At 71.5% G+C, this 24,926-nt stretch carries 17 protein-coding genes; 6 read left to right on the top strand and 11 right to left on the bottom strand.

What is annotated here, in order from left to right:
• Positions 1-67: 67 nt before the first annotated feature.
• From F0344_RS11815 to F0344_RS11800, 4 genes are read right to left on the bottom strand one after another with little or no spacing between them, the layout of a single operon-like run.
• Positions 68-1,369 (bottom strand): M18 family aminopeptidase, encoded by a 1,302-nt coding sequence (locus tag F0344_RS11815; RefSeq protein WP_185298739.1) that lies wholly within the window; start codon positions 1,367-1,369, stop codon positions 68-70.
• On the bottom strand, positions 1,366-7,011 hold the full coding sequence (locus F0344_RS11810) for a MupA/Atu3671 family FMN-dependent luciferase-like monooxygenase (RefSeq protein ID WP_185298738.1): 5,646 nt from the start codon (positions 7,009-7,011) through the stop codon (positions 1,366-1,368). Before F0344_RS11810 ends, F0344_RS11815 begins: the two co-directional genes overlap by 4 nt.
• The gene (locus tag F0344_RS11805) at positions 7,008-10,166 is read right to left on the bottom strand and encodes a type I polyketide synthase (protein ID WP_185298737.1); all 3,159 of its coding nucleotides are present in this window, start codon (positions 10,164-10,166) and stop codon (positions 7,008-7,010) included. The genes F0344_RS11810 and F0344_RS11805 overlap by 4 nt, the downstream gene beginning before the upstream one ends.
• The gene (locus tag F0344_RS11800) at positions 10,108-11,625 is read right to left on the bottom strand and encodes an MFS transporter (protein ID WP_185298736.1); all 1,518 of its coding nucleotides are present in this window, start codon (positions 11,623-11,625) and stop codon (positions 10,108-10,110) included. Before F0344_RS11800 ends, F0344_RS11805 begins: the two co-directional genes overlap by 59 nt.
• Before the next feature lie 70 nt (positions 11,626-11,695).
• On the opposite strand from F0344_RS11800, the gene F0344_RS11795 reads away from it, so the two are divergent.
• Positions 11,696-12,706 (top strand): LuxR C-terminal-related transcriptional regulator, encoded by a 1,011-nt coding sequence (locus F0344_RS11795; RefSeq protein ID WP_185298735.1) that lies wholly within the window; start codon positions 11,696-11,698, stop codon positions 12,704-12,706.
• Between the two features lie 80 nt (positions 12,707-12,786).
• Here the strand turns inward: F0344_RS11795 and F0344_RS11790 are convergent, their stop codons facing one another.
• The gene (locus F0344_RS11790; protein ID WP_185298734.1) at positions 12,787-14,454 is read right to left on the bottom strand and encodes a fumarate hydratase; all 1,668 of its coding nucleotides are present in this window, start codon (positions 14,452-14,454) and stop codon (positions 12,787-12,789) included.
• Positions 14,455-14,833: 379 nt separating this feature from the next.
• Here F0344_RS11790 and F0344_RS11785 point away from each other — a divergent pair, with 379 nt between their 5' ends.
• Both F0344_RS11785 and F0344_RS11780 read left to right on the top strand, forming a co-directional pair.
• Entirely contained in the window at positions 14,834-15,517 is a 684-nt protein-coding gene (locus tag F0344_RS11785) for a DUF1707 SHOCT-like domain-containing protein (RefSeq protein WP_185298733.1), read from the top strand.
• Between the two features lie 158 nt (positions 15,518-15,675).
• A complete protein-coding gene (locus F0344_RS11780; RefSeq protein WP_185298732.1) occupies positions 15,676-16,047 on the top strand; it encodes a WhiB family transcriptional regulator in 372 nt (123 codons plus the stop codon).
• A 156-nt stretch (positions 16,048-16,203) separates the two neighbouring features.
• Here F0344_RS11780 and glpX read toward each other — a convergent pair whose 3' ends face one another.
• Positions 16,204-17,238, bottom strand: a complete 1,035-nt coding sequence (gene glpX / locus F0344_RS11775) for a class II fructose-bisphosphatase (protein ID WP_185298731.1) — start codon at positions 17,236-17,238, stop codon at positions 16,204-16,206.
• Between the two features lie 145 nt (positions 17,239-17,383).
• Between glpX and F0344_RS11770 the strand changes: the two genes are divergently transcribed.
• The gene (locus tag F0344_RS11770) at positions 17,384-17,902 is read left to right on the top strand and encodes a DUF4245 domain-containing protein (protein WP_185298730.1); all 519 of its coding nucleotides are present in this window, start codon (positions 17,384-17,386) and stop codon (positions 17,900-17,902) included.
• A gap of 89 nt (positions 17,903-17,991) precedes the next feature.
• On the opposite strand, the gene F0344_RS11765 is transcribed toward F0344_RS11770, so the two are convergent.
• From F0344_RS11765 to F0344_RS11750, 4 genes are all read right to left on the bottom strand, one after another.
• A complete protein-coding gene (locus tag F0344_RS11765) occupies positions 17,992-18,582 on the bottom strand; it encodes a malonic semialdehyde reductase (protein ID WP_185298729.1) in 591 nt (196 codons plus the stop codon).
• A 619-nt stretch (positions 18,583-19,201) separates the two neighbouring features.
• Entirely contained in the window at positions 19,202-19,474 is a 273-nt protein-coding gene (locus F0344_RS11760; protein WP_185298728.1) for an exodeoxyribonuclease VII small subunit, read from the bottom strand.
• 153 nt (positions 19,475-19,627) lie between these two features.
• A complete protein-coding gene (gene xseA, locus F0344_RS11755; RefSeq protein WP_185298727.1) occupies positions 19,628-20,839 on the bottom strand; it encodes an exodeoxyribonuclease VII large subunit in 1,212 nt (403 codons plus the stop codon).
• Positions 20,840-20,974: 135 nt separating this feature from the next.
• Entirely contained in the window at positions 20,975-22,387 is a 1,413-nt protein-coding gene (locus tag F0344_RS11750) for an APC family permease (RefSeq protein ID WP_185298726.1), read from the bottom strand.
• Positions 22,388-22,475: 88 nt separating this feature from the next.
• Here F0344_RS11750 and F0344_RS11745 point away from each other — a divergent pair, with 88 nt between their 5' ends.
• Positions 22,476-23,465, top strand: a complete 990-nt coding sequence (locus tag F0344_RS11745) for a 4-hydroxy-3-methylbut-2-enyl diphosphate reductase (protein WP_185298725.1) — start codon at positions 22,476-22,478, stop codon at positions 23,463-23,465.
• Between the two features lie 38 nt (positions 23,466-23,503).
• Complete coding sequence (gene ppgK / locus F0344_RS11740; RefSeq protein WP_185298724.1) at positions 23,504-24,250, top strand: polyphosphate--glucose phosphotransferase; 747 nt, start codon at positions 23,504-23,506, stop codon at positions 24,248-24,250.
• A 10-nt stretch (positions 24,251-24,260) separates the two neighbouring features.
• Here ppgK and F0344_RS11735 read toward each other — a convergent pair whose 3' ends face one another.
• Positions 24,261-24,863 (bottom strand): DUF6542 domain-containing protein, encoded by a 603-nt coding sequence (locus F0344_RS11735; RefSeq protein ID WP_185298723.1) that lies wholly within the window; start codon positions 24,861-24,863, stop codon positions 24,261-24,263.
• Positions 24,864-24,926 lie beyond the last annotated feature (63 nt).

Raw genomic sequence — 24,926 nt, 5'->3', positions numbered from 1 at the left:
GTGTTAAGGCCGGCTGACGCGACCGACCGATGCGACCGGCTGACGCGGACGGGTGGTGGCGGCCCGGTCAGCCGGATGTCATGAACGCGCGGAGGATATCGGCCAGATACCCCGGGTCGGCAACCCCGCACAGCTCGCGCGCCGAGTGCATGGACAGCCCCGGCACCCCGACGTCCACGGTCGTGACACCGAGCCGCGCCGCCGTCAGCGGGCCGATCGACGTCCCGCAGGGCATCGCGTTGTTGGAGACGAACGGCTGCCACGGCGCGCCGGCCCGCTCGCACGCCGCCGTGATCATCGCGATGCCCGTGCTGTCGGTGGCGTACCGCTGGTTGGCGTTGACCTTGACCGTCGGGCCGCCGTTGGGCAGCGGACGGTGGTCCGGGTCGTGGCGCTCCGCGTAGTTGGGGTGCACCGCGTGCGCCATGTCGGCGGACACGCAGAACGAGCCGGACAGGGCGCGGGACCAGTCCTCGGCGGACCCGCCGCGCGCGGTGACCGTGCGGCCGAGCACCCTTTCCAGCAGGGGACTCTGCGCACCCGTCTCCGAGCCGCTGCCCACCTCCTCGTGGTCGAAGGCGGCCAGCACCGGTACGTGTCCGGGTTGGTCGACCCCGGTCGCCGCGGCCACCAGGGCGGTGACGCCCGCGTGCACCGAGACCAGGTTGTCGAGCCGCGAGGCGACCACGAACTCCCGGTCCGCGCCCAGATAGCCGGGCGGCTGGACGTCGTGCAGCATCAGGTCCCAGGCCAGTACGTCGCCCGGTTCCTCACCGGCCGTCGCCGCCACCCGGCGCAGCAGCGCACCCTCCTCCGGGGAGCCGAGCGCCCACACCGGGGCGAGGTGACGCTGCCGGTCCAGGACAGCGCCCTCGTTGACCGTGCGGTCCAGGTGGATGGCGAGCTGCGGCACACGGAGCAGGGGTTCGTCGATCTGGACGAGCTTCGTACGCGGGGTGCCGTCGGGGCCGCGCAGGGCCAGTCGGCCGGAGATGCCCAGATCGCGGTCGAGCCAGGTGTTGAGGGGGACGCCGCCGTAGATCTCCACGCCGATCTGCCGCCAGCCGGCCGAACCGGTGTCGGGGGCCGGCTTGATCCGCAGATTCGGGGAGTCGGTGTGGGTCCCGACGATCCGGAAGGGCGTGTGGGCGGGGGTGCCCTCGGGCGCGTACCAGGCGATCAGGGCGCCCGCGCGGGTGATGAAGCGCCCGCCGGTCGCACCGGTCCAGTCGTCCGTCGAGCGCAGCTCGCGGAAACCGGCCTTCTCCAGTCGCTGGGCGGCCTCGGCCACCACGTGGTAGGGCGAGGGGCCGGCAGCGATGAACGAGAGCAGATCGTCGGTGTGGTTGCGGTGGGGGGCCGACGTCATACGGCTTCCGCCTTTCGGGTGTTCGGCAGTGACTGCGAGGGTGAAGGCACTGATGGTTCGGGGCGGTCTCCGTGCAGCAGCTCGCTGACCGGCCGGTCAGGACGCGCACAGAACTCGCCGAGCAGGTCGGTGTATCCGGTGAGGAGTCGCTCGGCGGTGTCCCGGTTCCAGAGGTCCGCGGAGAACTCCAGGAACGTCCGATAACCCATCGCAGGGTCCCGCCGCGGCGCAAGTCCGAAGCACAGCTCGCTGCGGGAAAGCAACGGTGCGAGATCCTCCACCTCGACGCCGAGACCGGGGATCTCGATGTCGGTGTCGACGGAGTTCTGGAAGGCGAGCACGTGCGGAACCCGGTCCGGTACGTGCTCCGCACCCGCGTCCCGCATCGCCTGCATGATCCTGGCGGTGGGCAGTACGTGGGCCATGGCGCCCATCGCGCCCGCCCCGGTGCGCACGGCCAGCTCCGCGCAACTCTCCGCGGGATTGGCTTGATCCAGCCGTACGCGGACCATGACCGCGGTCGACGTCATGGCCACCAGCGACTCGTACGCGGTGCCCTCGCGGTTGGCGTACGGAACGCTCAGCAGGATGTCCGGTTCCCCGGAGAGCCGGGTCAGGAACACCCCGAGCGCCGTCGCCGCCACCGCGAACGGGGTGGTGTGCAGGGAGCTCGCGAAGGACTCCACCGCCGCGCGCAGCTCGCCGGAGGCCTCCCCGCGGATGGTGTCCCCGAGGCCGCTGAGCTTCGCGGGACGCGGACGGTCGGTGGGTACGGGGACCGCCGACGGCACCCCGTCGAGGTACGCCGCGCAGTGGACGGCCCGGCGTGCCTCCGTCTCCGGGTCGTGCTGGGCGCGCTGACGGCGGGCGTACTCGGTGGGCTGTGCGCCGGGGGCGGCCAGCCCGTGCGGGACACCGGCGGCCTGTGCCGTGTAGAGCGCGGCGATCTCGGCGAGCAGCAGGGACAGGGACCAGCCGTCCGCGGTGATGTGGTGCAGGACGAACATGAGGGCCCAGCGGTCCTCCTCGACGCGCAGCAGCCGCAGCCGGGGCAGCGCGGGGCGGGCGAGGTCGAAACCGCTTCCCGCCGTCTCCCGGCACAACGTGTCGGCGCGCGCCCGCCGTTCGCCGGGAGGCAGTCCGGTCAGGTCCTCGACCGGCAGGTCGAGTGGCGACGGCGGAAGCACCTCCTGCCACCAGGCGCCGTCATCCGCGTCCTGTACGAAGCGGGTGCGCAGCGAGTCGTGGCGGGCGATGACCTCGGCGAGCGCGGAGCGCAGTGCGTCGGGGTCGAGGCGGCCGGTGAAGGTGATGCGGGTGGGAACGTTCCAGACCTCGGGGTGGGGGACGGAGTGATGGCCGGCGATCATGCGGGCCTGCTGGTCGCTGACGGGTGCGCGGTCGACGAGCGTCTCCGGTGCCCGGCCGAGCTGCCGTGTCATGGCCCGCAGGGTGGCTTCGGAGAAGAAGTCGCCCATCGGGTAGTCGACACCCAGCGCGTCGCGCACCCGGTTCACCAGGCGGATGGCGGCGATGGAATTGCCCCCCAGATCGAAGAAGTTGGCGGTGTCGGCGAACCCGCGGACGTCCAGGACCGACTCCCAGACCTTGCGCAGAGCCGCGCCTGTGTCCCCTGCGGCGTCCTGTTCCGTGTCCTCGTCGTCCTCGCCGGTGTTCCCCGTGGGGGCCACCATGGCTGCCAGCGTCTCGTCCAGCTCGGTGAGATACCCGCGTACCGTCTCCGGGTCGAACAGGTCCGTGTCGTAGCGCAGCCGCAGGCGCAGCCCCGAAGGCGTACGGGTCGCCATCAGCGCCAGTTCCAGCGGGGCCGACTCCGTGCCGGCGGCCACCTCCTCGCTGCGCAGGCCCGGGAGCTCGATCCTGGACAGGGTCGCGGTGTCGAGGTCCACCGACACGGTGACCAGCGGGCGCGGGTTGCCCGGGTCCGGGTGTGCGTCGGCGAGCAGTGCGTCCACATCGACGTCACTGTGCTCGTCGGCGTCGAACAGGGCGCGCCCGGTGGCCCGCACCGCCTCCGCGACGGGTGTCCCCTCGGGCAGCGACACCCGCAGCGGCAGCAGGGAGACGTGGAAGCCGACCGTGTCCCGGGTGGCGGGCGTGCGCCGCCCGAACGTCGTGCCGAGCACGAACTCCTGCTGTCCCGAGCGGTGCCGCAGCACCAGCTGCCAGGCCGTGCACAGTGTCGCGAACAGTGTGACGCCGTGCTCCCCGCTCCACTCCTGGAGCTGTGCGGTCCGTTCCCCGCCGAGCCGTACGGCCTCCGCACCGCCGCGTCCCGCGACCCGCCGTTCGCGTGGCCGGTCCGTGGGCAGTTCCAGCACGGGCGGCTTCTCGCCCAGCCGCTCCCGCCACCACGCGAGAGCAGCCTCGCTCCGGGGCGGTTCGGCGGCGCCGAGCGTCGTGCCGGCCGGGCGGGCGAAGACGGGAGCCCGGCCCTCGGACGCCGCCCTGTACAGCTCCTCCAGGTCCGCCGTGACCAGCGCCGACGAATGGGCGTCCGTGATGATGTGGTGCATCCCCAGGACCACGACGTGGTCGTCGGTGGCCAGCCGGATCAGGCGGGGCGTGAAGAGAGGGCCCTCGGCCAGATCGTAGGCACGGGTGCTCTCTTCGGAGAGCACCGCTCCGATCACCTCGTCGGCCCGCCGCCCTCGGGCATCGGTCACCCGTAACTCCACGCGCTGCCGGTCCCGTACGGCCTGGAGCACCGTCTCGTCCCGCTCTCCCGCCCGGAAGACCGTGCGCAGTCCCGCGTGGCGGGCGACCAGCCCGTCCACAGCGGTGCGCAGCGCCGCTTCGTCGAGCGGGCCGTGCAGCCGTACCGCCTGCGTCTCGTTGTACGCGGCCGGGTTGCCGAGCAACGAGGAGGCGAGCCACAGCCGGCGCTGACCGGAGGTGGCGGGCGCGACGGTCTCCCGCACCGGTACGCGTACGCGCTCCAGCTCCCCTGTCCGCTCCGGCTCCGGCTCCCGCTTCTGCTCCGGCTTCCGCTCCCGCTCCTGCTCATGCCCCCGCTTCCGCTCCTCCGTGCGGCGCCGCAGCACGTTCAGCTGAGCGAGTCCCGCCCGCAGTTGCTCCCCGCTCACCCCGAAGTCGACCAGCGCGGCGATCTCGTCGACGCCCGCAAGGCGCAGCGCGTCGACGAACGGCGCGCACGTCTCCGGTGAGCCGATCAGCGCCCGCTGGTCGCAGTACCGGTCGTACGCCCGCCGGAACAGATAGTCCAGGTCCTCATCGCTCGCCGCCGCCACGTCCTGCGGACTGTGGCCGAGCGCGCCCGCCGCCGACCGCATCAGCAGGGAGGCGCGCAGATAGCGGCTCATCGGCTCCAGCGCCCCGGCCCGCGCGGTGTCGTGGTCCGGCGCCAGATAGGTGTGCACCAGAACGGTCACCCGGCCCGCCTCCGGGTCGAGACCGCACCCGGCCCGTACACGCCGGTAGTGCGCGATGTTCGCGGCCAGTTCGTCCACGGTCTGGCTCATCAGATTGGTGACGATGCCGAGACCGCGCCGGGCCGCCTCCTCGTACGAACCACGCTGCCCGGACGTCGCGAGGAACATCGGCGGCTCGGCCTGCACCGGCCGGGGTTGGATGCGTACGCCGGTCTCGGAGCCGTCCCCCGTCCGGCGCCGCACGGCCTCGCCGCGCCACAGCGCGCGCACCTCGTCCAGGTGGGCGAACGCGATCTCCCTGCGGTCCGCGAACCGGTCCGGGTGCAGGGCGAAGTCCTGGGCGTGCCAGCCGGTCGCGCACCCGATGCCGACCCGCCCGCCGGAGAGGTTGTCGACGACCGACCACTCCTCCGCGACGCGCACCGGGTCGTGCAGCGGCAGGACGACGGAACCGGCGTTGATCCGGACGCGGTCGGTCTCGCGCGCGATCGCGGCGGCGAGGACGGCCGGGTTGGGGAAGAGCCCGCCGAAGGAGTGGAAGTGCCGTTCGGGCAGCCAGACCGAGCCGAAGCCGTGCGCGTCGGCGAAACGGGCCGTCTCGAAGACCGTTTCGTACGCCGCCGGGGTGTCGGCGCTCTCGGGGTGGTCGCCGAAGAAGTAGATACCGAAGCCGGGGGCCGGGCGTTCGCGGGGACGGGTGCGGGAACGGGGTGACGGCTGCCTCGTGGCGGGGAAGAAGCCGCCGTCGCGGAGCTCGCGCAGGGACCCCTTCACCGCCCGGGAGATCTCCGCGACGTCCTCGTCCGTGTGGGCGGTGGACAGATAGAAGCTGCGCCACTCCCAGACGTACAGCCCGCGCAGCAGCAGGTGGTGGTAGAGCAGATCCATGTCGGCGCGGTGGGTGAAGCGGAACATCGACCCGAAGTGGGCGATTTCCAGGGGGAATTCCTCGTCCCGGAAGAAGGCGTTGAGTTCGGTGGCGAGCGCGTCCGTGCGGGCGTTCAGCCGGTCCTGAAGTCCCGGCCCCTGTTCCTTCAGGTGGGTGAGTACCGCCTTCGCCGCCGCCATGGAGAGCGGGTGCTGCATATACGTGCCGCCGATGAAGGTGGTCTCGTGCGGGGGTCCGCTGTCGTCCCCGTACCGCCAGAACCCGCCGTCGACGCCGTCGAGGAGGTCGGCGCGGCCCGCCACCGCGCCGATCGGGAAGCCGCTGCCGAGTGCCTTGCCGTAGGTGGCGAGGTCGGGCACGACGCCGAAGTGGTGCTGGGCGCCGCGCGGGTGCGGGCGCAGACCGGTGAGCATCTCGTCGAAGAGCAGCACGATGCCCCGGCGTGCGGTGAGGTCGCGCAGTGCGCGCAGGAAGTCCACCGGCCGGAGTCCCGGATTGCGGCACTGGACGGGTTCCACGAGGACGGCGGCGATGCTGTCGCCGAGCGTCGCGATGGTGTCCAGCGCCTCCTGGCTGCCGTACTCCAGTACGAGCAGGTCGGCGACGGCGGAGGCGGGGATGCCGCGTGAGACGGGTACGGCGTGGTGGTCGTGGCCGCCGGGCCGCCCGAGTACGGAGTCGATGTGCCCGTGGTACGAGCCCCGGAACATGACGACCTTGTCGCGCCCGGTCGCGGCGCGGGCCAGCCGTACGGCCGCCGAGTTCGCCTCCGTACCGGAACCGGCGAAGGCCACCCGTTCCAGTCCGGTCAGTCCGGCGAGGAGCTCCGCCGCCTCACCGGCGTCGGGGGAGCGGGGGCCGAAGCGGAGCCCCTGCGCGAGGTGGCGGCTCACGGCATCGGTCACGAACTCGGGCTCGTGGCCGAAGAGCAGGGCGCCGAACCCCATGGTGATGTCGGTGTAGTCGTTGCCGTCGACATCGGTGAGGTGCGCGCCGTGCGCCGAACGGGCCGCGATCGGATACAGCATCTCCTTGGTGCCACTGCGGAAGCCGACGACGGCCCGGCTGTCCGCGAGCACCGGCCGGTGCTTCTGGGCGAGCGCCTTGGATGTGCCGGTACGTGTGGTGAGCCGGCTCACGAGGGAGGCCGTATGGGCGCGTTGGGCCTCATCGGCGGATGCTCCGGTCATCCCGCCCGAGGGGTCGACGAGGAGGCGCGGGCCGTGGGACGCGGGAGCGTCCGACGGTGCGGCGGAGGCCGCCGCGAGCTGCTCCGTGAGCCGGCGGGAGAGCGCCGCGGCCCTGTCCACGGCGGCGGCGGAACCCTCCGTCGCACTCATCGGTCCGACGCCCCGGACGAGCGGCCGAGCAGGGCGACGGCATCCGAGAGCTGGGTGAGCATGGCGGCCTGGGTCTCGGCCAACCGCTCTATCTGACGCGACAGTTCCTGTATCTCGGCGCGCGTGGCGTAGACGGTTTCTTCCTGGACCGTGGCGGGCGCGGGTGAAGTCGCGGGCGAGGACGGCGCGAGCGTGGGCAACCGTGCCGGGTCCGGCTCCGCCTCCCTTGCCGTGCGTCCGGCTATGAGCCCGGCCGCCAGGCGTGGTGTCCCCGCCTCCTCCAGGATCTCCCGTAGAGCGATCGTCGTACCGAACTCCGCCTCCAGCTGCCGTACCATCCCGATGAGCTGGAGTGAATCCGCTCCCAGCGCGACGAACGACCGGTCGGCACCGACCTCCGACGGCGGGTGCCCCAGATGGTGGGCCGTGAGCTCCCGTACGCGCTCCAGCACCCTGTCCAGTACGGCGTGTTCGGTCATGCGATCCTCCGTCGTGCGTCGGTGGGCGTGCGGGGGTACCGGAACCGGCGGCGGACCGGTCCAGTACGACTGATGCCGGAACGGGTACGTCGGCAGCGGCACCCGGCGCCCGCCACAGCCGTCGAGCAGCGCACGCCAGTCGACCGCGACGCCCGCGCAGTGGAGCCGGGCCACGGCCTGCTCCCACGACCGGGTCGGTACGCAGACGGCGTCCGGGAGCGCGCGGCGCACCATACCGGTCAGGGTGGCGGCCGGCCCGAGCTCGACCACGAGGGGAGCGGTCCTCCCGAGCGTGGCGAGTACGGCGCCGAAATCAGCCGTCCTCCGGGCCTGCCGTACCAGATATCCGGCGTCCGGCAGCCACCCCGGAGGGCGGACGGCTCCGTCCAGGCCGCTCACGAACTCCACCCGAACCGGCAGTAGTTCCGTCTTCTCGGCGGCGGCCCGCAGCGCGTCGAGGACCGGGTCGAGCAGCGCCGTATGGAAGGCCCGGTCCACCTCCACCCGCTCGTACGCCTCGCCCCGGGCCGCCAGCAGTGCCCGCGCCCGTGCGACCGCCGACGGCGGGCCGGCCACCACGTGATGGGCGGGCCCGTTGACCACGGCGAGCTCCAGGCCGCCTACGGCGGCCAGCAGTTCCCTCACCCGCCCGCGCGGAACGAACACCGCGAGCATCGCGCCGGCTGCTGAGCCCCGCTGCATCAGCTGCCCGCGCCGGCACAGCAGCCGCATCCCGTCCGCCGTACCCAGCGCCCCGGCCACGCACAGCGCCGCGTACTCCCCGACGCTGTGCCCGGCCACCCGCGAGGGCGCGACGCCGAGCTGTTCCCACAGCCGCGCCTGGGCGACCTGGAGGGCGAACAGGGCGGGCTGGGCGAAGTCCGTGTCCCAGGGCGCGCGCCCGCCGCCGTCGACCAGACGGGCCAGGAAGTCACCTCGGCCCGTCTCCTCCTCGTACACCCGGGCGCAGTCGGCGAGGGTCGCGGCGACGACGGGGAAGCGGGCCGCGAGGGCGCCCGCTGTGCCCGGGCGCCCGCCGCCCTGTCCGCTGAAGAGGAAGACCGGCTCGGCCACCCGCTCCGCCACTCCGCTCGCGTACGCACTCCTGTTCGCCCCCTCCGCCGTGGGCCCCGCCAGGAACGCGTCGAGGCCCGCCACCGGGTCCGCCGAGGTCACGACCAGCCGGTGGGGCAGCAGACGCCTGCCGAGCGCCGCCGTGACCAGCAGATCGGCGGGCTCCGGCACGGGCCCGCGCACCAGCCGCTCACGGAAGGCCCGGGCGTACGCCACGAGCCCTTCATGGCTCGCACCGGACAGCGGAAGCAGTCGCGGAGTTCGGGTGGCCACCGGGCGGGGCGGCGGCGGGGCCGGTGCCTGCTCCAGGATCACGTGCGCGTTCGTGCCGCCCATCCCGATGGAGTGGACCCCCGCCCGGCGCACCCCCGGCAGCGGCCATGGACGCTCACGGTCCGGCAGCAGGAACGGGCTCCCGTCGACGGCCAGGGCGGGGTTGGGCCGGGTGAAGTTCACCAGCGGCGGCACCACTCCGTGGCGCAGCACCTCGATGGCCTTGACCAGTCCGGCGAGCCCCGCGGCACTGTCCAGGTGACCGATGGCGGGCTTCGTGGAGCCCAGTGCGCAGAAGCCCGTCCGGTCGGTGTCCCGGCGGAACGCCTCGGTGAGCGCGGCGAACTCGATGGGGTCGCCCTTGAGGGTGCCCGTGCCGTGCGCCTCGACGTAACCCACGGAATCGGCGGCCACCCCTGCCGCGTCCAGCGCCCCCAGGACCGCGTCGCGCTGTCCGGCGACGCCCGGTGCGACGAAACCCCGTTTGTCCGCACCGTCGTTGGTGACGGCCGAGCCCAGGATCACCGCGTGCACGGTGTCACCGTCGGCGAGCGCCCGGTCCAGCCGTTTCAGCAGGACGGCCACCACCCCGTTGCCGCCGACGGTGCCGTCCGCGTCCGCGTCGAAGGCTCTGACCGTGCCTGTGGGGGAGAGCGTGGAACCCTTCACCCGGTGATGCCCGGTGATCTGCGGTAAGTGCAGGGCCGCGGAGGCGGCCAGCATGAGATCGGCGTCGCCCGCGCGCAGCGCCTGGCAGGCCAGATGGACGGAGACCAGCGCGCTCGAACAGGCCGTCGCCACATTGACGGCGGGGCCCGTGAGACCGAGCCGGAACGCGGCCCGGTTGGCCGCGAAGTCAGGGTAGGTGCCCACCTGGACCTGTTTGCGCGTCATCCAGTCACCCGACCGGACCTCGTCGGCGAGGTTCGCGGTGAGATAGCTGTGCAGCGAGTACAGGCGGTATCCGGTGCTCCCGTACACCCCGATGCGGACGGCGGGGTCCGGTTCGGCGTAACCGCCGTCCTCCAGTGCGTGGAAGCAGCACTCCAGAAAGAGCCGCTGCTGCGGATCGGTGAGCGTCGCCTCCCGGCCGCTCATCGAGAAGAACCCGGCGTCGAACCCGTCCACCGATGCGAGGAGCGCGCTCGCCCCGACGAAGTCCGGCGCGGTGTAGTCCGCCTCCGGGACCCCGGCGGCGGCGAACTCGGCCGGCCCGAAGGGGCGTACGTGCGAGACGCCGGCCCGTATGTCCTGCCAGAACTCCGCGGTGTCACTGGCTCCGGGGAGTCTCAGCGCCGTCCCGATCACCGCGATGCGGTTCTCCGTCACCTGCGTCTTCTCCCTCGCACGCCGTGTCCGGCCGCGGCTCCGCTCGCCCCGGCCCCACCACCCGGTCACCGGGCGCCCGCACCCCCGCTACCCGCTGCCGGGCCACCCGAAGCAGGAACGCCAGTGCGACCACGACGGCAGCACCATGGGACCACGCGACGACCGTCAGGGGGCTGTATCCGTCCAGAGCGGCGGCGACGAGGATCATGCCGACACCGAAACCGAGATTCTCGAAGGTCGCGGAGAGTCCGAAGGCGTGCCCGCGCGGACCGGTCGGCAGCGTCTGGAGATGCGAGGTGTACGAGACCTCGGTGAGCCCGTCGGCAGCTCCGGCGACCAGGGCGATCACGGCCGTGGCGGCGAGCGGGAAGCCGGCGAACGCCAGGATGAAGGCCGAGGACATGACGACCGTGCCGTACCCGAAGCCCAGTGCCCCGACCGTCCGCCCCGTACGCTTCGTGTACCGCTGGATCACCTGCTGGACAGCGATGCTGCCGAGCGCCCACAGACACCAGAAGGCGCTGACGAACACGGCGGGGTTCGCCGCGTCCACGTCGCTCGAATACACCGGCAGCGCCGCGTTGTGCGAGGACGAGCCGAAGGCGTCCACACCGCGCAGGGCCACCATGAGACCCAGACCGGGCGCGGCGGCCAGTGCGAGGAACGCGACCGGCGTACGCCGTCGTCCCGTCCTCGCGCGCGCCGCCGCGCCCCTGGCCGGCCGATCGGCCGGCCCCTCTTCAGTACGCTCGCCGGAATCCCCCTCCGAATCCGGCGACGCGTCCCCGCCTCTGCCACCCCGCGCGATCGGCAGCAGAGCCACCGTCACCGCGCAGACCACAAAGGTCGTCATGTCGACCACGAAGGCCGCTGTGTACCCCACGAGGGACACCACCACACCTGCCGACGCGAAACCGGCCACCATCGCCAGCGAACGCCCCGTGATGGAGAGGGAGTTCGCCCAGGCCCTGCGGTCCGCGCCGACCATCTCGGGGATGGAGCTGCGCAGCGACACCATGAAGAGCGTGCCGCAGGCCCCGATCACGACCGAGACGGTTGTCAGCACCGCCGTCCGCATCCCGTCAGGTGCCAGGATCAGCAGCAGCATCACGGCCGCCTGCGCCACATTGGCCCAGAGCATGATGCTCTTCGCCGGGAAGCGCGCGAGCAGCCCGCCGACCGTCAGCCCGGCGACGAATCCGGAAGCCAGCCGCACGGCCATGAACAGGCCCATGGCGAGCGCTCTGCCCGTTGTCGTATAGACGAACAGATTGAGCGCCACCATATTCAGGAAGGTGCCGTACGAAGAGACCGCGTAACCGGCGACGAGGATGCGAAAGCGCCGTTCGGAACGTGCCGCTTCGCCCTTCCCGCTGTTCGTTCCCCTGCCCTTTCCGCTGCCCGTTCGGCTGTCCCGTGGGTTCGATTGGCTGTTCGTGCCGTTGCTGCCGAGCGTCACCCGCTCATAGTCATGCAGGCACCGCGTTCACCGGCGTCGGCCCGTTCGCACAAAGGTAATCTGCATACTTGTGAAGGACGATCATTCCACCCCACCTGCATGTGATTGCCGCGAATCGACTTCGGGCCGTGCGCCGGGCGAGCGTCCCTGCGACGTGGCACTCGCGATATACCGGCGCGCGCTCGTGGAGGGGAGCCTTCCGCAGGCTGAGGTGGCGGGCTGTCTGCGGGCCCTGCACCTGATGGTGGCGGACCGCGACTCGCCCGGGTTCATGATCCCCGTACCGCCGGAGACGGCGTCGTTCGCCGCGCTCGCCCCGATGGAGGAGGCGATCGTCGAGCAGCGCCGCACGCTGCGCTCCGCCCGAGCCACCCTGTCCGTCTTCGAGGCGCTGTACGCCGACGTGCACCGGCTCCAGCAGCCCGCCCTCACCCGGCTCACCGGCGAGGCCGTGATCAGCAAGGCGCTCGACGCCGGGGTGGCCGGCTGCCGGGAGCAGGTCCGCACGGCGCACCCGGGCGGCGGCCGGCCGGCGCACATCCTGAAGGAATCCCTGATCCGGGACCTGGGCAATCTGCGCAGGGGCATCCGGCAGCGGACGATCTATCAGCACACGGTCCGCGCGGACCGTACGACGCTCTCCTACATCGAACAGGTGACCGCCGCCGGAGCCGAGATCAGGACCCTCGCCGAGGTGGTGGACCGGGTCATCGTGTTCGACCAGGAACTGGCGTTCATCCCGTTCTCCGACGAGCCGCACAACGCCCTGCTCGTCCAGCACCCGTCACTGGTCCGCTTCCTGGTCCGCAGCTTCGACGACACGTGGTCCCGCGCGGTCCCGGTCCGCCCGGAGCGCACCCCGCTGCGCACTCCCGTGATCACGTCCGACCTCCAGCGCGCGATCCTCCAGGCGGTCGTCAACGGCGAGACCGACGCGTCGATCGCCCGCCGCCTCGGCATGAGCCGGCGCAGTGTCGCCGAACACATGCGCAAGGTCTCCGACCAGCTGGGCAGCAACAGCCGCGCCCAGCTGGGCTACCTGGTCGCGACGTCCGGCCTCCTGGACGGCCCGGAGGCCTGAAAGCGGAACGCCCGCGGGGCGCCCCGGCCGGAACCGGGACGCCCCGCGGGCACGTACGGAGCGGACTCCCCGCTGTCCGGTCAGCCGAGGCCGGGACCCCGTACCGGAATGCTGGTGAACGTCGGGGCCGGGGCAGGCTCGGTGAAGAAGTCGTTGCCCTTGTCGTCGACCACGACGAACGCGGGGAAGTCCTCGACCTCGATCCTCCAGACCGCCTCCATGCCGAGCTCCTCGTACTCGACGACCTCGACCTTCTTGATGCAGTCCTGCGCGAGCCGCGCCGCCGGACCGCCGATCGAGCCGAGGTAGAAGCCGCCGTGCGCGTCGCAGGCGTCCGTGACCTGCTTGGAGCGGTTGCCCTTGGCGAGCATCACCTTCGAACCGCCCGCCGCCTGGAACTGCGCGACGTAACTGTCCATACGCCCGGCCGTCGTCGGCCCGAAGGAACCCGAGGCATAGCCCTCGGGCGTCTTCGCCGGACCCGCGTAGTAGACCGGGTGGTCCTTCAGGTACTGCGGCATCTCCTCGCCCGCGTCGAGCCGCTCCTTGATCTTGGCGTGCGCGATGTCGCGCGCCACGACCAGCGGGCCGGTCAGCGAGAGCCGGGTCTTCACCGGGTACTTGGTCAGCTCGGCGAGGATCTCGTCCATCGGCCGGTTGAGGTCGATCCTCACGACGTCCCCGGCCTCGTCGAGGTGCTCGTCCGTCGTGTCCGGCAGGAAGCGGGCCGGGTCCTTCTCCAGCTGCTCCAGGAACACACCCTCGGCGGTGATCTTCGCGATGGCCTGACGGTCCGCCGAGCAGGACACGGCGATCGCGACGGGCAGCGAGGCGCCGTGCCGGGGCAGACGGACGACCCGCACGTCGTGGCAGAAGTACTTGCCGCCGAACTGCGCTCCGATGCCGATCTTCTGCGTCAGCTCGAAGACCTTCTCCTCCAGCTCCTTGTCACGGAAACCGTGACCGGTGGGGGAGCCCTCGGCGGGCAGCTCGTCGAGGTAGTGCGCGGAGGCGTACTTCGCGGCCTTCAGCGCGAACTCCGCCGACGTACCGCCGACGACGATCGCCAGGTGGTACGGCGGGCAGGCGGCCGTACCCAGGGAGCGGATCTTCTCCTCCAGGAACTTCATCATGGAGGACTCGTTCAGGACGGCCTTGGTCTCCTGGAACAGGAACGACTTGTTGGCCGAGCCGCCGCCCTTCGCCATGAAGAGGAACTTGTACGCGCCGCCGTCCGTCGCGTACAGCTCGATCTGGGCCGGGAGGTTGGAGCCCGTGTTCTTCTCGTCCCACATGGTCAGCGGGGCCATCTGTGAGTAGCGCAGGTTGAGCTCGGTGTATGCGTCGAAGATCCCGTGCGACAGGGCCTCCTCGTCACCGCCCTCGGTGAGCACGTTCTGACCGCGCTTGCCCATGACGATCGCCGTGCCGGTGTCCTGGCACATCGGCAGCACGCCCGCGGCGGCGATGTTCGCGTTCTTCAGCAGGTCGAGTGCGACGAACTTGTCGTTCGACGACGCCTCCGGGTCGTCCACGATCCGCCGCAGCTGCGCAAGATGCGCGGGCCGCAGGTAGTGCGAGATGTCGTGCATGGCCTCGGCGGCGAGCGTGCGCAGAGCCTCCGGCGCGACCTTGAGGAACGTCCGGCCGTCGGCCTCGAAGGTGGAAACGCCCTCGGAGGTCACCAGACGGTACGGCGTGGTGTCCTCTCCCAGGGGGAGCAGTTCGGAGTACGCAAACTCTGGCATTACGGCCATTCCTCACTCGGCAGACAGTGGCTGACCTCCCTTGGGCAGCGCACACCAGGGTAGAACGCCGCGGGGCACCCGCTCTTGTGAGGTAACGCTCACCGTCGCGGTCGGCACCGTCGCGGTCGGCACCCTCCGGTCGGCACCCTCCGCGTGGCACCCTCCGCGTGGCACCCTCCGGTCGGCGCCCTCCGGTCGGCACCCTCCGCGTGGCGCCCTCCGCGTGGCGCCCTCCGCGCGGCACCCTCCGGGCCCTGCCTCTCCCTTCCGGTCCCTCCGGCGTTCGCGCACTCACACCTCACCCCCCCCGTACCCAGGCCGACCCGCCACGCCCCCCAACCCCTAGTCGCGATCTATCGCGTTTGGGTACGCTGGGTCGGTGGACCTCGAAAAGCAGCCCCAGCAGCCGCAGCCGCCCGCCACTGCACCCCCCGGCCCCGCCCCGGCCGGCATCCGGGCCTCCGACGCCGACCGCGACCGGATCGCGGACATCCTGCGGGAGGCCGTGGCCGACGGCCGGCTGACCGCGGAGGAGCACGCCGAGCGGATCGATCTCGTCTACCGGGCCAGGACCGTCGACGCTCTCGAACCGCTCGTGCGGGACCTGCCGAACGGCGCGGGTGCCCAGCAGTCCACGGGGTCCCCGGCCGGCCACGGTTCCGACGCGCCGGCCGGGCCCGCCGACAATCTGGTCGCCGTCTTCAGCAACTCCACCCGGCGGGGACGCTGGCGGGTCGGCGGCCGGACCAACGCCTTCGCGCTCTTCGGCAGTATCGAGATCGATCTGACCGAGTCTCTTTTCGGACAGAGACTGAGCGTCATCAACGCCACGTCCATCTTCGGCAACGTCGAGATCAAGGTGCCCGAGAACATCTCGCTGCGCGGCAGCGGGGCAGGCGTTTTCGGGAATTTCGAAGTGGTCACACTCGAATCCACGGACCCGGAAGCGCCCGTGGTCGTTGTGAACGGCTATTCGGTGTTCGGAAACATCGAGGCGAAACCCAAGCGCGGCAAGCTCATTGCCAACCTCCACGATCAGGTGCGCAAACACCTCGGCCACTGACGCGTACTGACTGCGCACTTCGAGTTTCGGCCAAGTGTGGTGGTGGGTCGCTCTTGCGTGCGCCGCAAGTCAGTGCCACTCAGTGCATAGGCGCGCGCACAGCGGGTAGGGAGGCTGCATCGTCTCTCGCTCGCGAAGCCGTCGTCAGGAGTAGACCCGTGCTGCAACCGCCGCTTCAGTCTCTGCAGGTCGCCGCCGTGCCTTCCCAGCGCACTCCCGCGCGGGAGGACGAGGCCGGCCCCTGGCATGCGGAGGCGGTGTGCCGCCGGGACGAGGCGGGGCTGTTCTTCGCCCCGTCGAAGGAGCCGACTGCCGCCAGGCTGTCGCGCGAGGAGGCCGCGAAGCGGGTCTGCGCGCGCTGCCCCGTGATGGTCGAGTGCCAGGAACACGCCCTGGTCCAGCCCGAGCCGTACGGGGTGTGGGGCGGCCTCACCGCCGCCGAGCGCCGCGTGCTGCTCGCCCGCAGGCGCAGGCGGGACGTCGAACTGAAGGCCGCGTCCACGACCGGACACGTCGCCGCGGCCGGCTGACCTACGGGCCGGCCGACTTACGGGCCGGCTGACCTACGGGTCAGGGGCCGCCCCGACCGGCAGCCCCTGACCCAGACCGTGCTTCGCCCGCGCGGCGCCACGTAGCGGACCCGGCGGTCCGAGAGCGGGGCCGCCGGGATATTCCGCGTACGGGAGCTACTTCGCGCGGTCGAAGTCGATGGCGCTGTACGCGCGCAGCTTCGAGAGACGGTGCGTCGAGTCGATCTTCCGGATCGTGCCGGACTTGGACCGCATGACGATCGACTCGGTGGTGGCGGTCTCGCCGCGGTACCGCACACCGCGCATGAGCTCGCCATCGGTGATTCCCGTCGCGACGAAGAACACGTTGTCGCCGCTGACCAGGTCGTTCGTCGACAGGACCCGGTCCAGGTCGTGCCCGGCGTCCAGCGCGCGCTGACGCTCGGCGGCGTCCTTCGGCCAGAGCTTGCCCTGGATGACACCGCCGAGGCACTTGATGGCGCATGCCGAGATGATGCCCTCGGGCGTGCCGCCGATGCCCATGAGCAGGTCGACGCCGGTGCCTTCGCGGGCGGCCATGATCGAGCCGGCCACGTCGCCGTCGGAGATGAACTTGATCCGGGCGCCGGTCTCCCGGATCTCCTTGACGATGCCGTCGTGGCGGGGGCGGTCGAGGATGACGACGGTGACGTCCTCGGGGGTGGAGTTCTTCGCCTTGGCGACCCGGCGGATGTTGACGGAGACGGGGGCGTTGATGTCGACGAAGTCGGCGGCCTCCGGGCCCGTGACCAGCTTGTCCATGTAGAACACCGCGGACGGGTCGAACATCGTGCCGCGGTCGGCCGCGGCGAGCACGGCGATGGCGTTCGGCATGCCCTTGGCGTTCAGCGTGGTGCCGTCGATCGGGTCGACGGCGATGTCGACCTCGGCGCCGGTGCCGTCGCCGACCCGCTCGCCGTTGTAGAGCATGGGGGCTTCGTCCTTCTCGCCCTCACCGATGACGACGACACCGTTCATCGACACGGTCGAGACGAGGGTCCGCATGGCGTTCACCGCGGCGCCGTCGGCACCGATCTTGTCGCCGCGACCGACCCAGCGGCCGGCGGCCATGGCCGCGGCCTCGGTGACCCGGACCAGTTCCAGGGCCAGGTTGCGGTCGGGGGCCTCCGGGGAGACCTCTAGCTGGGACGGCAGATGATGATGCTCGGACATCGGAGCGCACCTTTCTGTACGACGACGACCGGAAAAGAGGGTGCCCCGACTCTATCGGTAGGTCGATAAAATGAGCAGACCGGGTCACGTATGAGCGGGCCGCCCCCTCGTCGGGCGCGTGGGGCCTCATGCCACCATTGGGCGCGTGGCAAGCACTCGAGGCAAGCAGACCGTGCGGGACATGCTCCTGTCGATGATCGTGATCTCCGCCGTCGCCGGGGTCATCTACATCTTCATCCCGCACGACGACAAGGCCGACCCGGTGAAGGCCGTCGACTACCGGGTGGAACTCCTGACGGCACGGCGCGCGGCGCCGTATCCGGTGGCGGCGCCCGACGGGCTGCCCAAGGGCTGGAAGCCGACTTCGGTCTCGTACGAGCGCCAGTCGGCCAACAGCTGGCACCTGGGCTTCCTCGACCCGGACGGCAGGTACGTCGCGGTGGAGCAGTCCACGGCCCCGGCGAAGAAGTACGTGGCCGAGGTCAGCCAGCGCGCGACGGACACCGGACGCACGCACGAGGTCGCGGGGGAGGCGTGGCAGCACTGGGAGGGCCCGAAGTACGACGCCCTCGTGCTGCACGCCGACGGTGCGACCACGGTGGTGACGGGTTCCGCGCCCATGGAGCGGCTGACGCAGATGGCCGCGGCGCTCAAGACGTCCTGACCTGCGCGACCGCACGAGGAAGCCCCGGAGCGCACGGCACACGGCTCCGGGGCTTCCTCGTGCCGGCTGTCCCTCCGGGCGGGCGCCGGTCAGACGGTCGTGACGACCTCGTCGTAGGAGAGGCGCGGCCCGCGCGCGAACCAGGCGTCCTCGCCCGGCTTGCCGATGTTGACGACCATGAGGACCTTGTGGTCGCCGTCCAGGAACTCCTTCTCGATGCCCGCGGCGTCGTAGCCGGTCATCGGACCGGCGGCGAGACCGGCGGCGCGGACGCCGATGAGGAAGTACGCGGCCTGCAGCGAGGCGTTCAGCGCGGCGGCCTGCTCGCGGACCGGACGCTCGGAGAAGAACATGTCCTTGGCCTGCGGGAAGTGCGGCAGGAGCGCCGGGAGCTCCTCGTGGAACTCGTTGTCCGCGACGAGGATCGCGACCAGCGGTGCGGAGGCGGTCTTCGGCCGGTTGCCCTCGGCCATGTGCTTCACGAGACGCTCGCGACCCTCGGCGGAGCGCACCAGGACGACGCGCAGCGGCGACTGGTTGAACGCGGTCGGGCCGTACTTGACCAGGTCGTAGATCGCCTGGACCTGCTCCTCGGTCACCGGCTCGTCGGTGAACGTGTTGGCGGTACGGGCCTCACGGAAGAGGAGGTCCTGGGCGGCGGGGTCAAGAGCGAGGGGCATCGTACGAGTTACCTTCCGGGCGTACAGGGGATCAAGCGTCGGCTCGACTGTAACCAGAAGTAGGTTAACTTTCAACTAATCCCACCCGGGGGTGACCCACCCCACAGCCACCTGCCACGTCAGTCCGCGCGCCCCACTCCGGCCTGCCGGCCCCAGCCACTCCGCCAGCCTCAACCCGCCCATTCCGCCCTGCCCCGAACCCAGCCGCGCCGCCTGCCTCAACCCGGCTATTCCGCCCTGCCCCGAACCCAGCCGCGCCGCCTGCCTCAACCCGGCTATTCCGCCCTGCCCCCGAACCCAGCCCCGCCGCCTGCCTCAACCCGGCTATTCCGCCCTGCCCCCGAACCCAGCCCCGCCGGCGTTTGAGGCGCGGGGTCCGGGGCGGAGCCCCGGTTACGGGAAGCGGCGGGTAGGGGAACAAGCCCCGCGCAGCGCCCCCACCTCACACCCGCACCCGCACGCACAGGCCCCGCACACGCACAGGCCCCGCACACGCACAGGCCCCGCACACGCACAGGCCCCGCACACGCACAGGCCCCGCACACGCACAGGCCCCGCACACGCACAGGCCCCGCACGCACAGGCCCCGCACACGCATCCGCACCCACGAGCGCACTCCTCACCCGCTCTCCCCGCCCGCACCACCCTCCGCCTCATCGGCCCGCTCCTCCACCGGCCGGGCCAGCGCCGCGTCGAGCCGCGCCCGCGCCCCCTCCAGCCAGCGCCGGCACACCCGGGCCAGCTCCTCGCCGCGCTCCCACAGAGCCAGCGACTCCTCCAACGTGGTGCCGCCCGCCTCCAGGCGGCGCACGACCTCGATCAGCTCGTCCCGCGCCTGCTCATAGCCGAGCGTGCCCGTCGCCGCAGCCGCCGTCGTCCCGTCGTCCGTCATGTGATCCACCCTATGTTTGAGCTACGACAGCGGAACCGCGGGAAGCGCGGGAACCGCAGAAACCGCACGCACCGAACGGCACCGACGGCAGCCGACGACCCGACGTCACCCGACCGCCCCGACGGCACCCGGCCGCCCGGTCCGCCCCGGACCTCACTCCGCGACCCGCACGACGAACTCCCCCTCCGACACCCGCGCACGCAGCTCCTCGCCCGGCGCACCGGCCTCCTCGGGCGAACGCACCACATGCCCGTCCGGCCGCTGGAGTACCGCGTATCCGCGTTCCAGTGTGGCGGCGGGCGACAGGGACACCACCCGGGCGAGGGTGTGCGAGATCTCCGACTCGGCGCGGTCCAGCAGATGCCCGAGTACCCGCCGGCTGCGTCCGACGAGCGCGTCGACCTCCGCCTCCCGCTCGTCCACCAGCCGATGGGGCCGCTCCATCGCGGGACGCCCCAGCGCATGCGCCAGCCCCCGCTCCTCCCGCTCCAGCAGCCCGCGCACCGTACGCAGCGCCCGGTCCCGCAGCTGCTGCACCCGGTCCAGTTCCTCGCCGACATCCGGTACGACCTTCTTCGCCGCGTCGGTGGGCGTGGAGGCCCGCAGGTCCGCGACCAGGTCGAGGAGCGGGGAGTCGGGTTCGTGGCCGATCGCGGAGACCACCGGCGTACGGCACGCGGCCACCGCCCGGATCAGCTGTTCGTCGGAGAACGGCAGCAGATCCTCCACGCTCCCGCCGCCCCGCGCGACGACGATCACGTCGACCTCGTCCAGCGCGTCGAGCTCCTGGACCGCCTGGACCACCTGATTCACCGCGTGCACACCCTGGACCGCGGTGTTGCGGACCTCGAAGCGCACAGCGGGCCAGCGCCGCCGCGCGTTCTCCAGTACGTCGCGCTCTGCCGCCGACGCCCGCCCGCAGACCAGCCCGATCAGCTGCGGCAGAAAGGGCAGGGGCTTCTTCCGGTCCAGCGCGAACAGTCCCTCGGCCGCGAGCGACTTCTTCAGCTGCTCCAGCCGTACGAGCAGCTCGCCGATCCCCACGGGCCGTATCTCCGTGGCCCGCAGGGAGAGCTGCCCACGGGGGGCGTACCACTCGGGCTTGGCGAGGACGACGACGCGCGCGCCCTCGGTCACCACATCGGCGATCCGGTCGAAGACCTGCCGGAAGCAGGTGACGCTCACCGAGATGTCGTGCGAGGGATCGCGCAGCGTCAGGAAGACCACGCCGGCACCCGGCCGGCGCGACAGCTGCGTGATCTGCCCCTCGACCCAGACCGCACCGAGCCGGTCGATCCACCCGCCGATGAGCCGTGACACCTCACCGACGGGCAGGGGTGCTTCCGCGGACGTTTGGAGAGCCATGCGGCGAGCGTATCGGCCCCCACCGACAGAAGCCCCGGCCACCGCACCCCGTGCCCCCGCCCCCAAACTCCCGTCAGCCCGTCAGCCCGTCAGCCCGTCAGCCCGTCAGCCCGTCAGCCCGTCGGCCCCTCCCGCTCAGCGCGTCACCGAGGTCCTCTCCTGCCCCGGCCCCGGCTCCGGCCCCGGTCCGCCCGGCCCCGACCGGCGCCCCCACTGCACCGCGAGGACCACGAGACCGACCCCGAACCAGCACACGCCCACCACCTGCGCGCTCGTCGTGGCCTCCACGATCACCGCGATCAGCACCACCGCGCCGACCACCGGCACCAGGACATGCCGCCACCAGCTCGGCGGCCCCGCCATCCGGCGTACGGCGAACCAGCCCACCACCGACGCGTGGAGCAGCACGAACGCCGACAGCGCGCCGACGTCCACGACCGAGACCAGAAGGTCCAGGCCGTTGTCGCGCCGGGCGGCCCACACGGCCGCCACCAGGGTCACGATCGCGGCACCCAGGATTGCCGTCCTGGGGACGCCGGAGCCTGCGTCGACCTTCGCCAGGAACCCCGGCAGCCGCCGCTCCCGTGCCATCGCGAACACCAGCCGCCCCGCCGCCGCCTGCCCGGCCAGCGCGGCGAACGCCGCGCCGATCGCCTTGCTCACGGCCACCAGGTCGTGCAGCCACGTACCGACCGAGGCATCCACCGCGTCGTAGAACGCCGATCCCTGCGCCGCCGGGTCGGCCGCCAGTTCCGCTGAGCTCACCGGCTCCAGCAGCGCGGCCAGATACGACTGCGCGATGAACAACGCGCCCGCCAGGACCAGGCAGAACAGCACCGCACGGGCCACCTTCGCCGACCCGCCGGTCACCTCCTCCGCGAACGAGGCGATCGCGTCGAAGCCGAGATACGAGAGCACGGCCACCGACACCGCCCCCAGCACCGCCGTCATCGAGAACCCGGAATCCCCGGTGAACGGTGTCAGCCACCCGCGCTGCGCTCCGTCCCGCACGAGCACCCAGACCGCCGACACCACGAAGACGAGCAGCACCACGATCTCCATGGCGAGCACCACGAACCCGACCCGGGCGGCCGCCCGTACGCCCCACAGGTTCAGCAGCGTGGTGACCAGCACGGCGATGGCCGTCCAGACCCACCGCGAAACCTCCGGGACCAGCGCGTTCATCGCGATCCCGGAGAAGAGGTAGGCGACCGCGGGGATGAGCAGGTAGTCGAGCATCGCCATCCACCCGGCGATGAACCCCGGCCCTTCCCCGAGACCCTTGCGCGCATATGTGAAGACCGAACCGGCCAGAGGGGCGACCCGCACCATCTGGGCGTAACTGAAAGCGGTGAACGCCATGACGACCGTGGCCACGACATAGACCAGCGCGACCGCACCCCCGGACTTCGCGTCGAGCGTGCCGAACACCCCGACCGGAGCCATGGGGGCGATGAACAGGAGCCCGTAGACGACCAGATCCCGGAAGCCGAGCGTCCGTCGCAAGGTTCCCTGGTCCCCTTCGCGGTCCTTGGTACTGCCGGCCATGAACCCTCCGTCGTCCCGTCCGGGTATGCGCGTGATGCCCCAGTCTTGCGACCCGGCCGGACCCGCGCCTGTTCGGTACGGCCTTACGATGGGACGCATGACTGCAACGCCTGCACGCCGTGTCCTGCTCGCCGCTCCTCGTGGCTACTGCGCGGGCGTGGACCGTGCCGTGATCGCCGTCGAGAAGGCCCTGGAGCAGTACGGGGCCCCGATCTACGTGCGCCACGAGATCGTGCACAACAAGTACGTCGTCCAGACGCTGGAGAAGAAGGGCGCGATCTTCGTCGACGTCACCGCGGAGGTCCCCGAGGGATCCATCGTGATGTTCTCCGCGCACGGGGTCGCGCCGACCGTCCATGCCGAGGCCGCCGAGCGCAAGCTCGCCACGATCGACGCCACGTGCCCCCTGGTGACCAAGGTCCACAAGGAAGCCGTCCGCTTCGCCAAGGAGGACTACGACATCCTCCTGATCGGCCACGAGGGCCACGAGGAAGTCATCGGCACCAGTGGCGAGGCGCCCGACCACATCACGCTGGTCGACGGCCCCGAGGACGTCGCCAACGTCTCCGTCCGCGATGAGTCGAAGGTCGTCTGGCTGTCCCAGACGACGCTTTCCGTCGACGAGACGATGGAGACGGTCGACGCCCTCAAGGAGAAGTTCCCGAACCTCCTCTCGCCGCCCAGCGACGACATCTGCTATGCCACGCAGAACCGTCAGATCGCGGTGAAGAAGCTGGCCGAGGAGGCCGAACTGGTCATCGTCGTCGGCTCCAAGAACTCCTCGAACTCGATCCGCATGGTCGAGGTCGCCCTCGACGCGGGCGCCCCCGCCGCCCATCTGGTCGACTTCGCACACGAGATCGACGAGGCGTGGCTGGAGGGCGTCACGACGGTGGGCCTCACCTCCGGCGCCTCCGTCCCCGACGTGCTCGTGGACGGCGTACTGGAGTGGCTGACCGAGCGGGGTTACGCCGACGTCGAGACGGTGAAGACGGCCGATGAGTCGATCACCTTCTCCCTTCCCAAGGAGCTCCGCCGCGACCTCAGGGCCGAGGCCGCGGAACTCTCCGGCCAGTAGCCGGGCGCGAGGCCCCGCCTGCCCGTACGGTGGAGCGCATGCAGATCTTCGGCGTGGACATCGGCGGCTCTGGGATCAAGGGTGCTCCCGTGGACCTGGACCGCGGAGACCTGGCGCAGGAGCGCCACAAGGTGCTGACACCGCAACCGGCCACGCCCGACGGCGTGGCCGACCGCGTGGCCGAGGTGGTCGGCCATTTCGACTGGCAGGGGCCGATCGGGATCACCTTCCCGGGGGTCGTCACGGACGGCATCACCCGGACCGCGGCCAACGTCGACAAGGGCTGGATCGACACGGACGCCCGCACCCTCCTCGGCGAACGGATCGGCCGGCCGGTCACGGTCCTCAACGACGCCGACGCGGCCGGTATGGCCGAGATGGCGTTCGGAGCGGGCCGCGGGCGCAAGGGCACGGTCATCGTGCTGACCTTCGGTACGGGCATCGGCAGCGCGGTCTTCACGGACGGCCTGCTCGTCCCCAACACCGAGCTGGGCCATCTGGAGCTGCACGGTTACGACGCCGAGAAGCGCGCCTCCACGAAGGCCAAGGAGGACGAGGACCTGAGCTGGCAGCACTGGGCGCACCGGGTGCAGAAGTACCTGGTCCACGTGGAGATGCTGTTCTCGCCCGAGCTGTTCATCATCGGCGGTGGGGTGAGCCGCAAGGCGGAGAAGTTCCTCCCCCTGATCGAGCACGTGCGGGCGGAGATGGTCCCGGCCGAGCTCCAGAACAACGCGGGCATCGTGGGCGCCGCGATGGCCGCCTCGAAGAGCGCCGGTTCCTGACCCGGCCGGCTTACGCCTGCGGCTGCTGAGGCCGCCGCACGCCCTGTACCGCGCGTGCGGCCTGCGCGGCGCGCAGCAGGTGCCGCTGACGCATGTGCCGGACCTTGCGGACGCTCGCGATGAGACCGGCGACGAGCGTGCCCCCGTACAGCCAGCCGGCATGGACGGCGAGGGCTGTGACGAGCGCCATCGTCTGCCCGCCGAAGCCACCGGAGCCGCCGGAGATCGGGATCACTCCGACGGCGAACGCGATCGGTACGCTGATCGGCGCCGTGACCAGGTCGGCGGGCCGCACCCAGAGCGCGGTCAGCGCGCTGACCGGCAGGAACAGCAGCCCGTACACCGTTTCGGAGCTGCCGAACAGCAGCCGGTCGAGGCAGGCCAGCACGAACATGGTGAGGGCGGCGAAGAGCCCCGCCCCGATGCCGGTCAGCCGGGGATTGGGAAACTTCCGCAGGGCCGCCACGACGGGCGACACCGCCCGGGGCCGGGCCCCGGGCGCACCCGTCACCTGGTAGACGGCGGCGGTCTCACCGGCCGTGGCCTGCGGGGTCAGCGGGGCCTGCCGCTGAGGCTGCCTGCGCTGCGGGGGACGTGTCCTGGGCTGCTCCACCAGCACAACGTAGGTCGCGCGACGGCAGGAATCAGGCGTTGGACACGCGCTTTGGCCGAGCTT

It is taken from the genome of Streptomyces finlayi (assembly GCF_014216315.1).
Taxonomy (GTDB): Bacteria; Actinomycetota; Actinomycetes; order Streptomycetales; family Streptomycetaceae; genus Streptomyces; species Streptomyces finlayi_A.
This window is presented reverse-complemented; position numbering and strand designations above follow the sequence as displayed.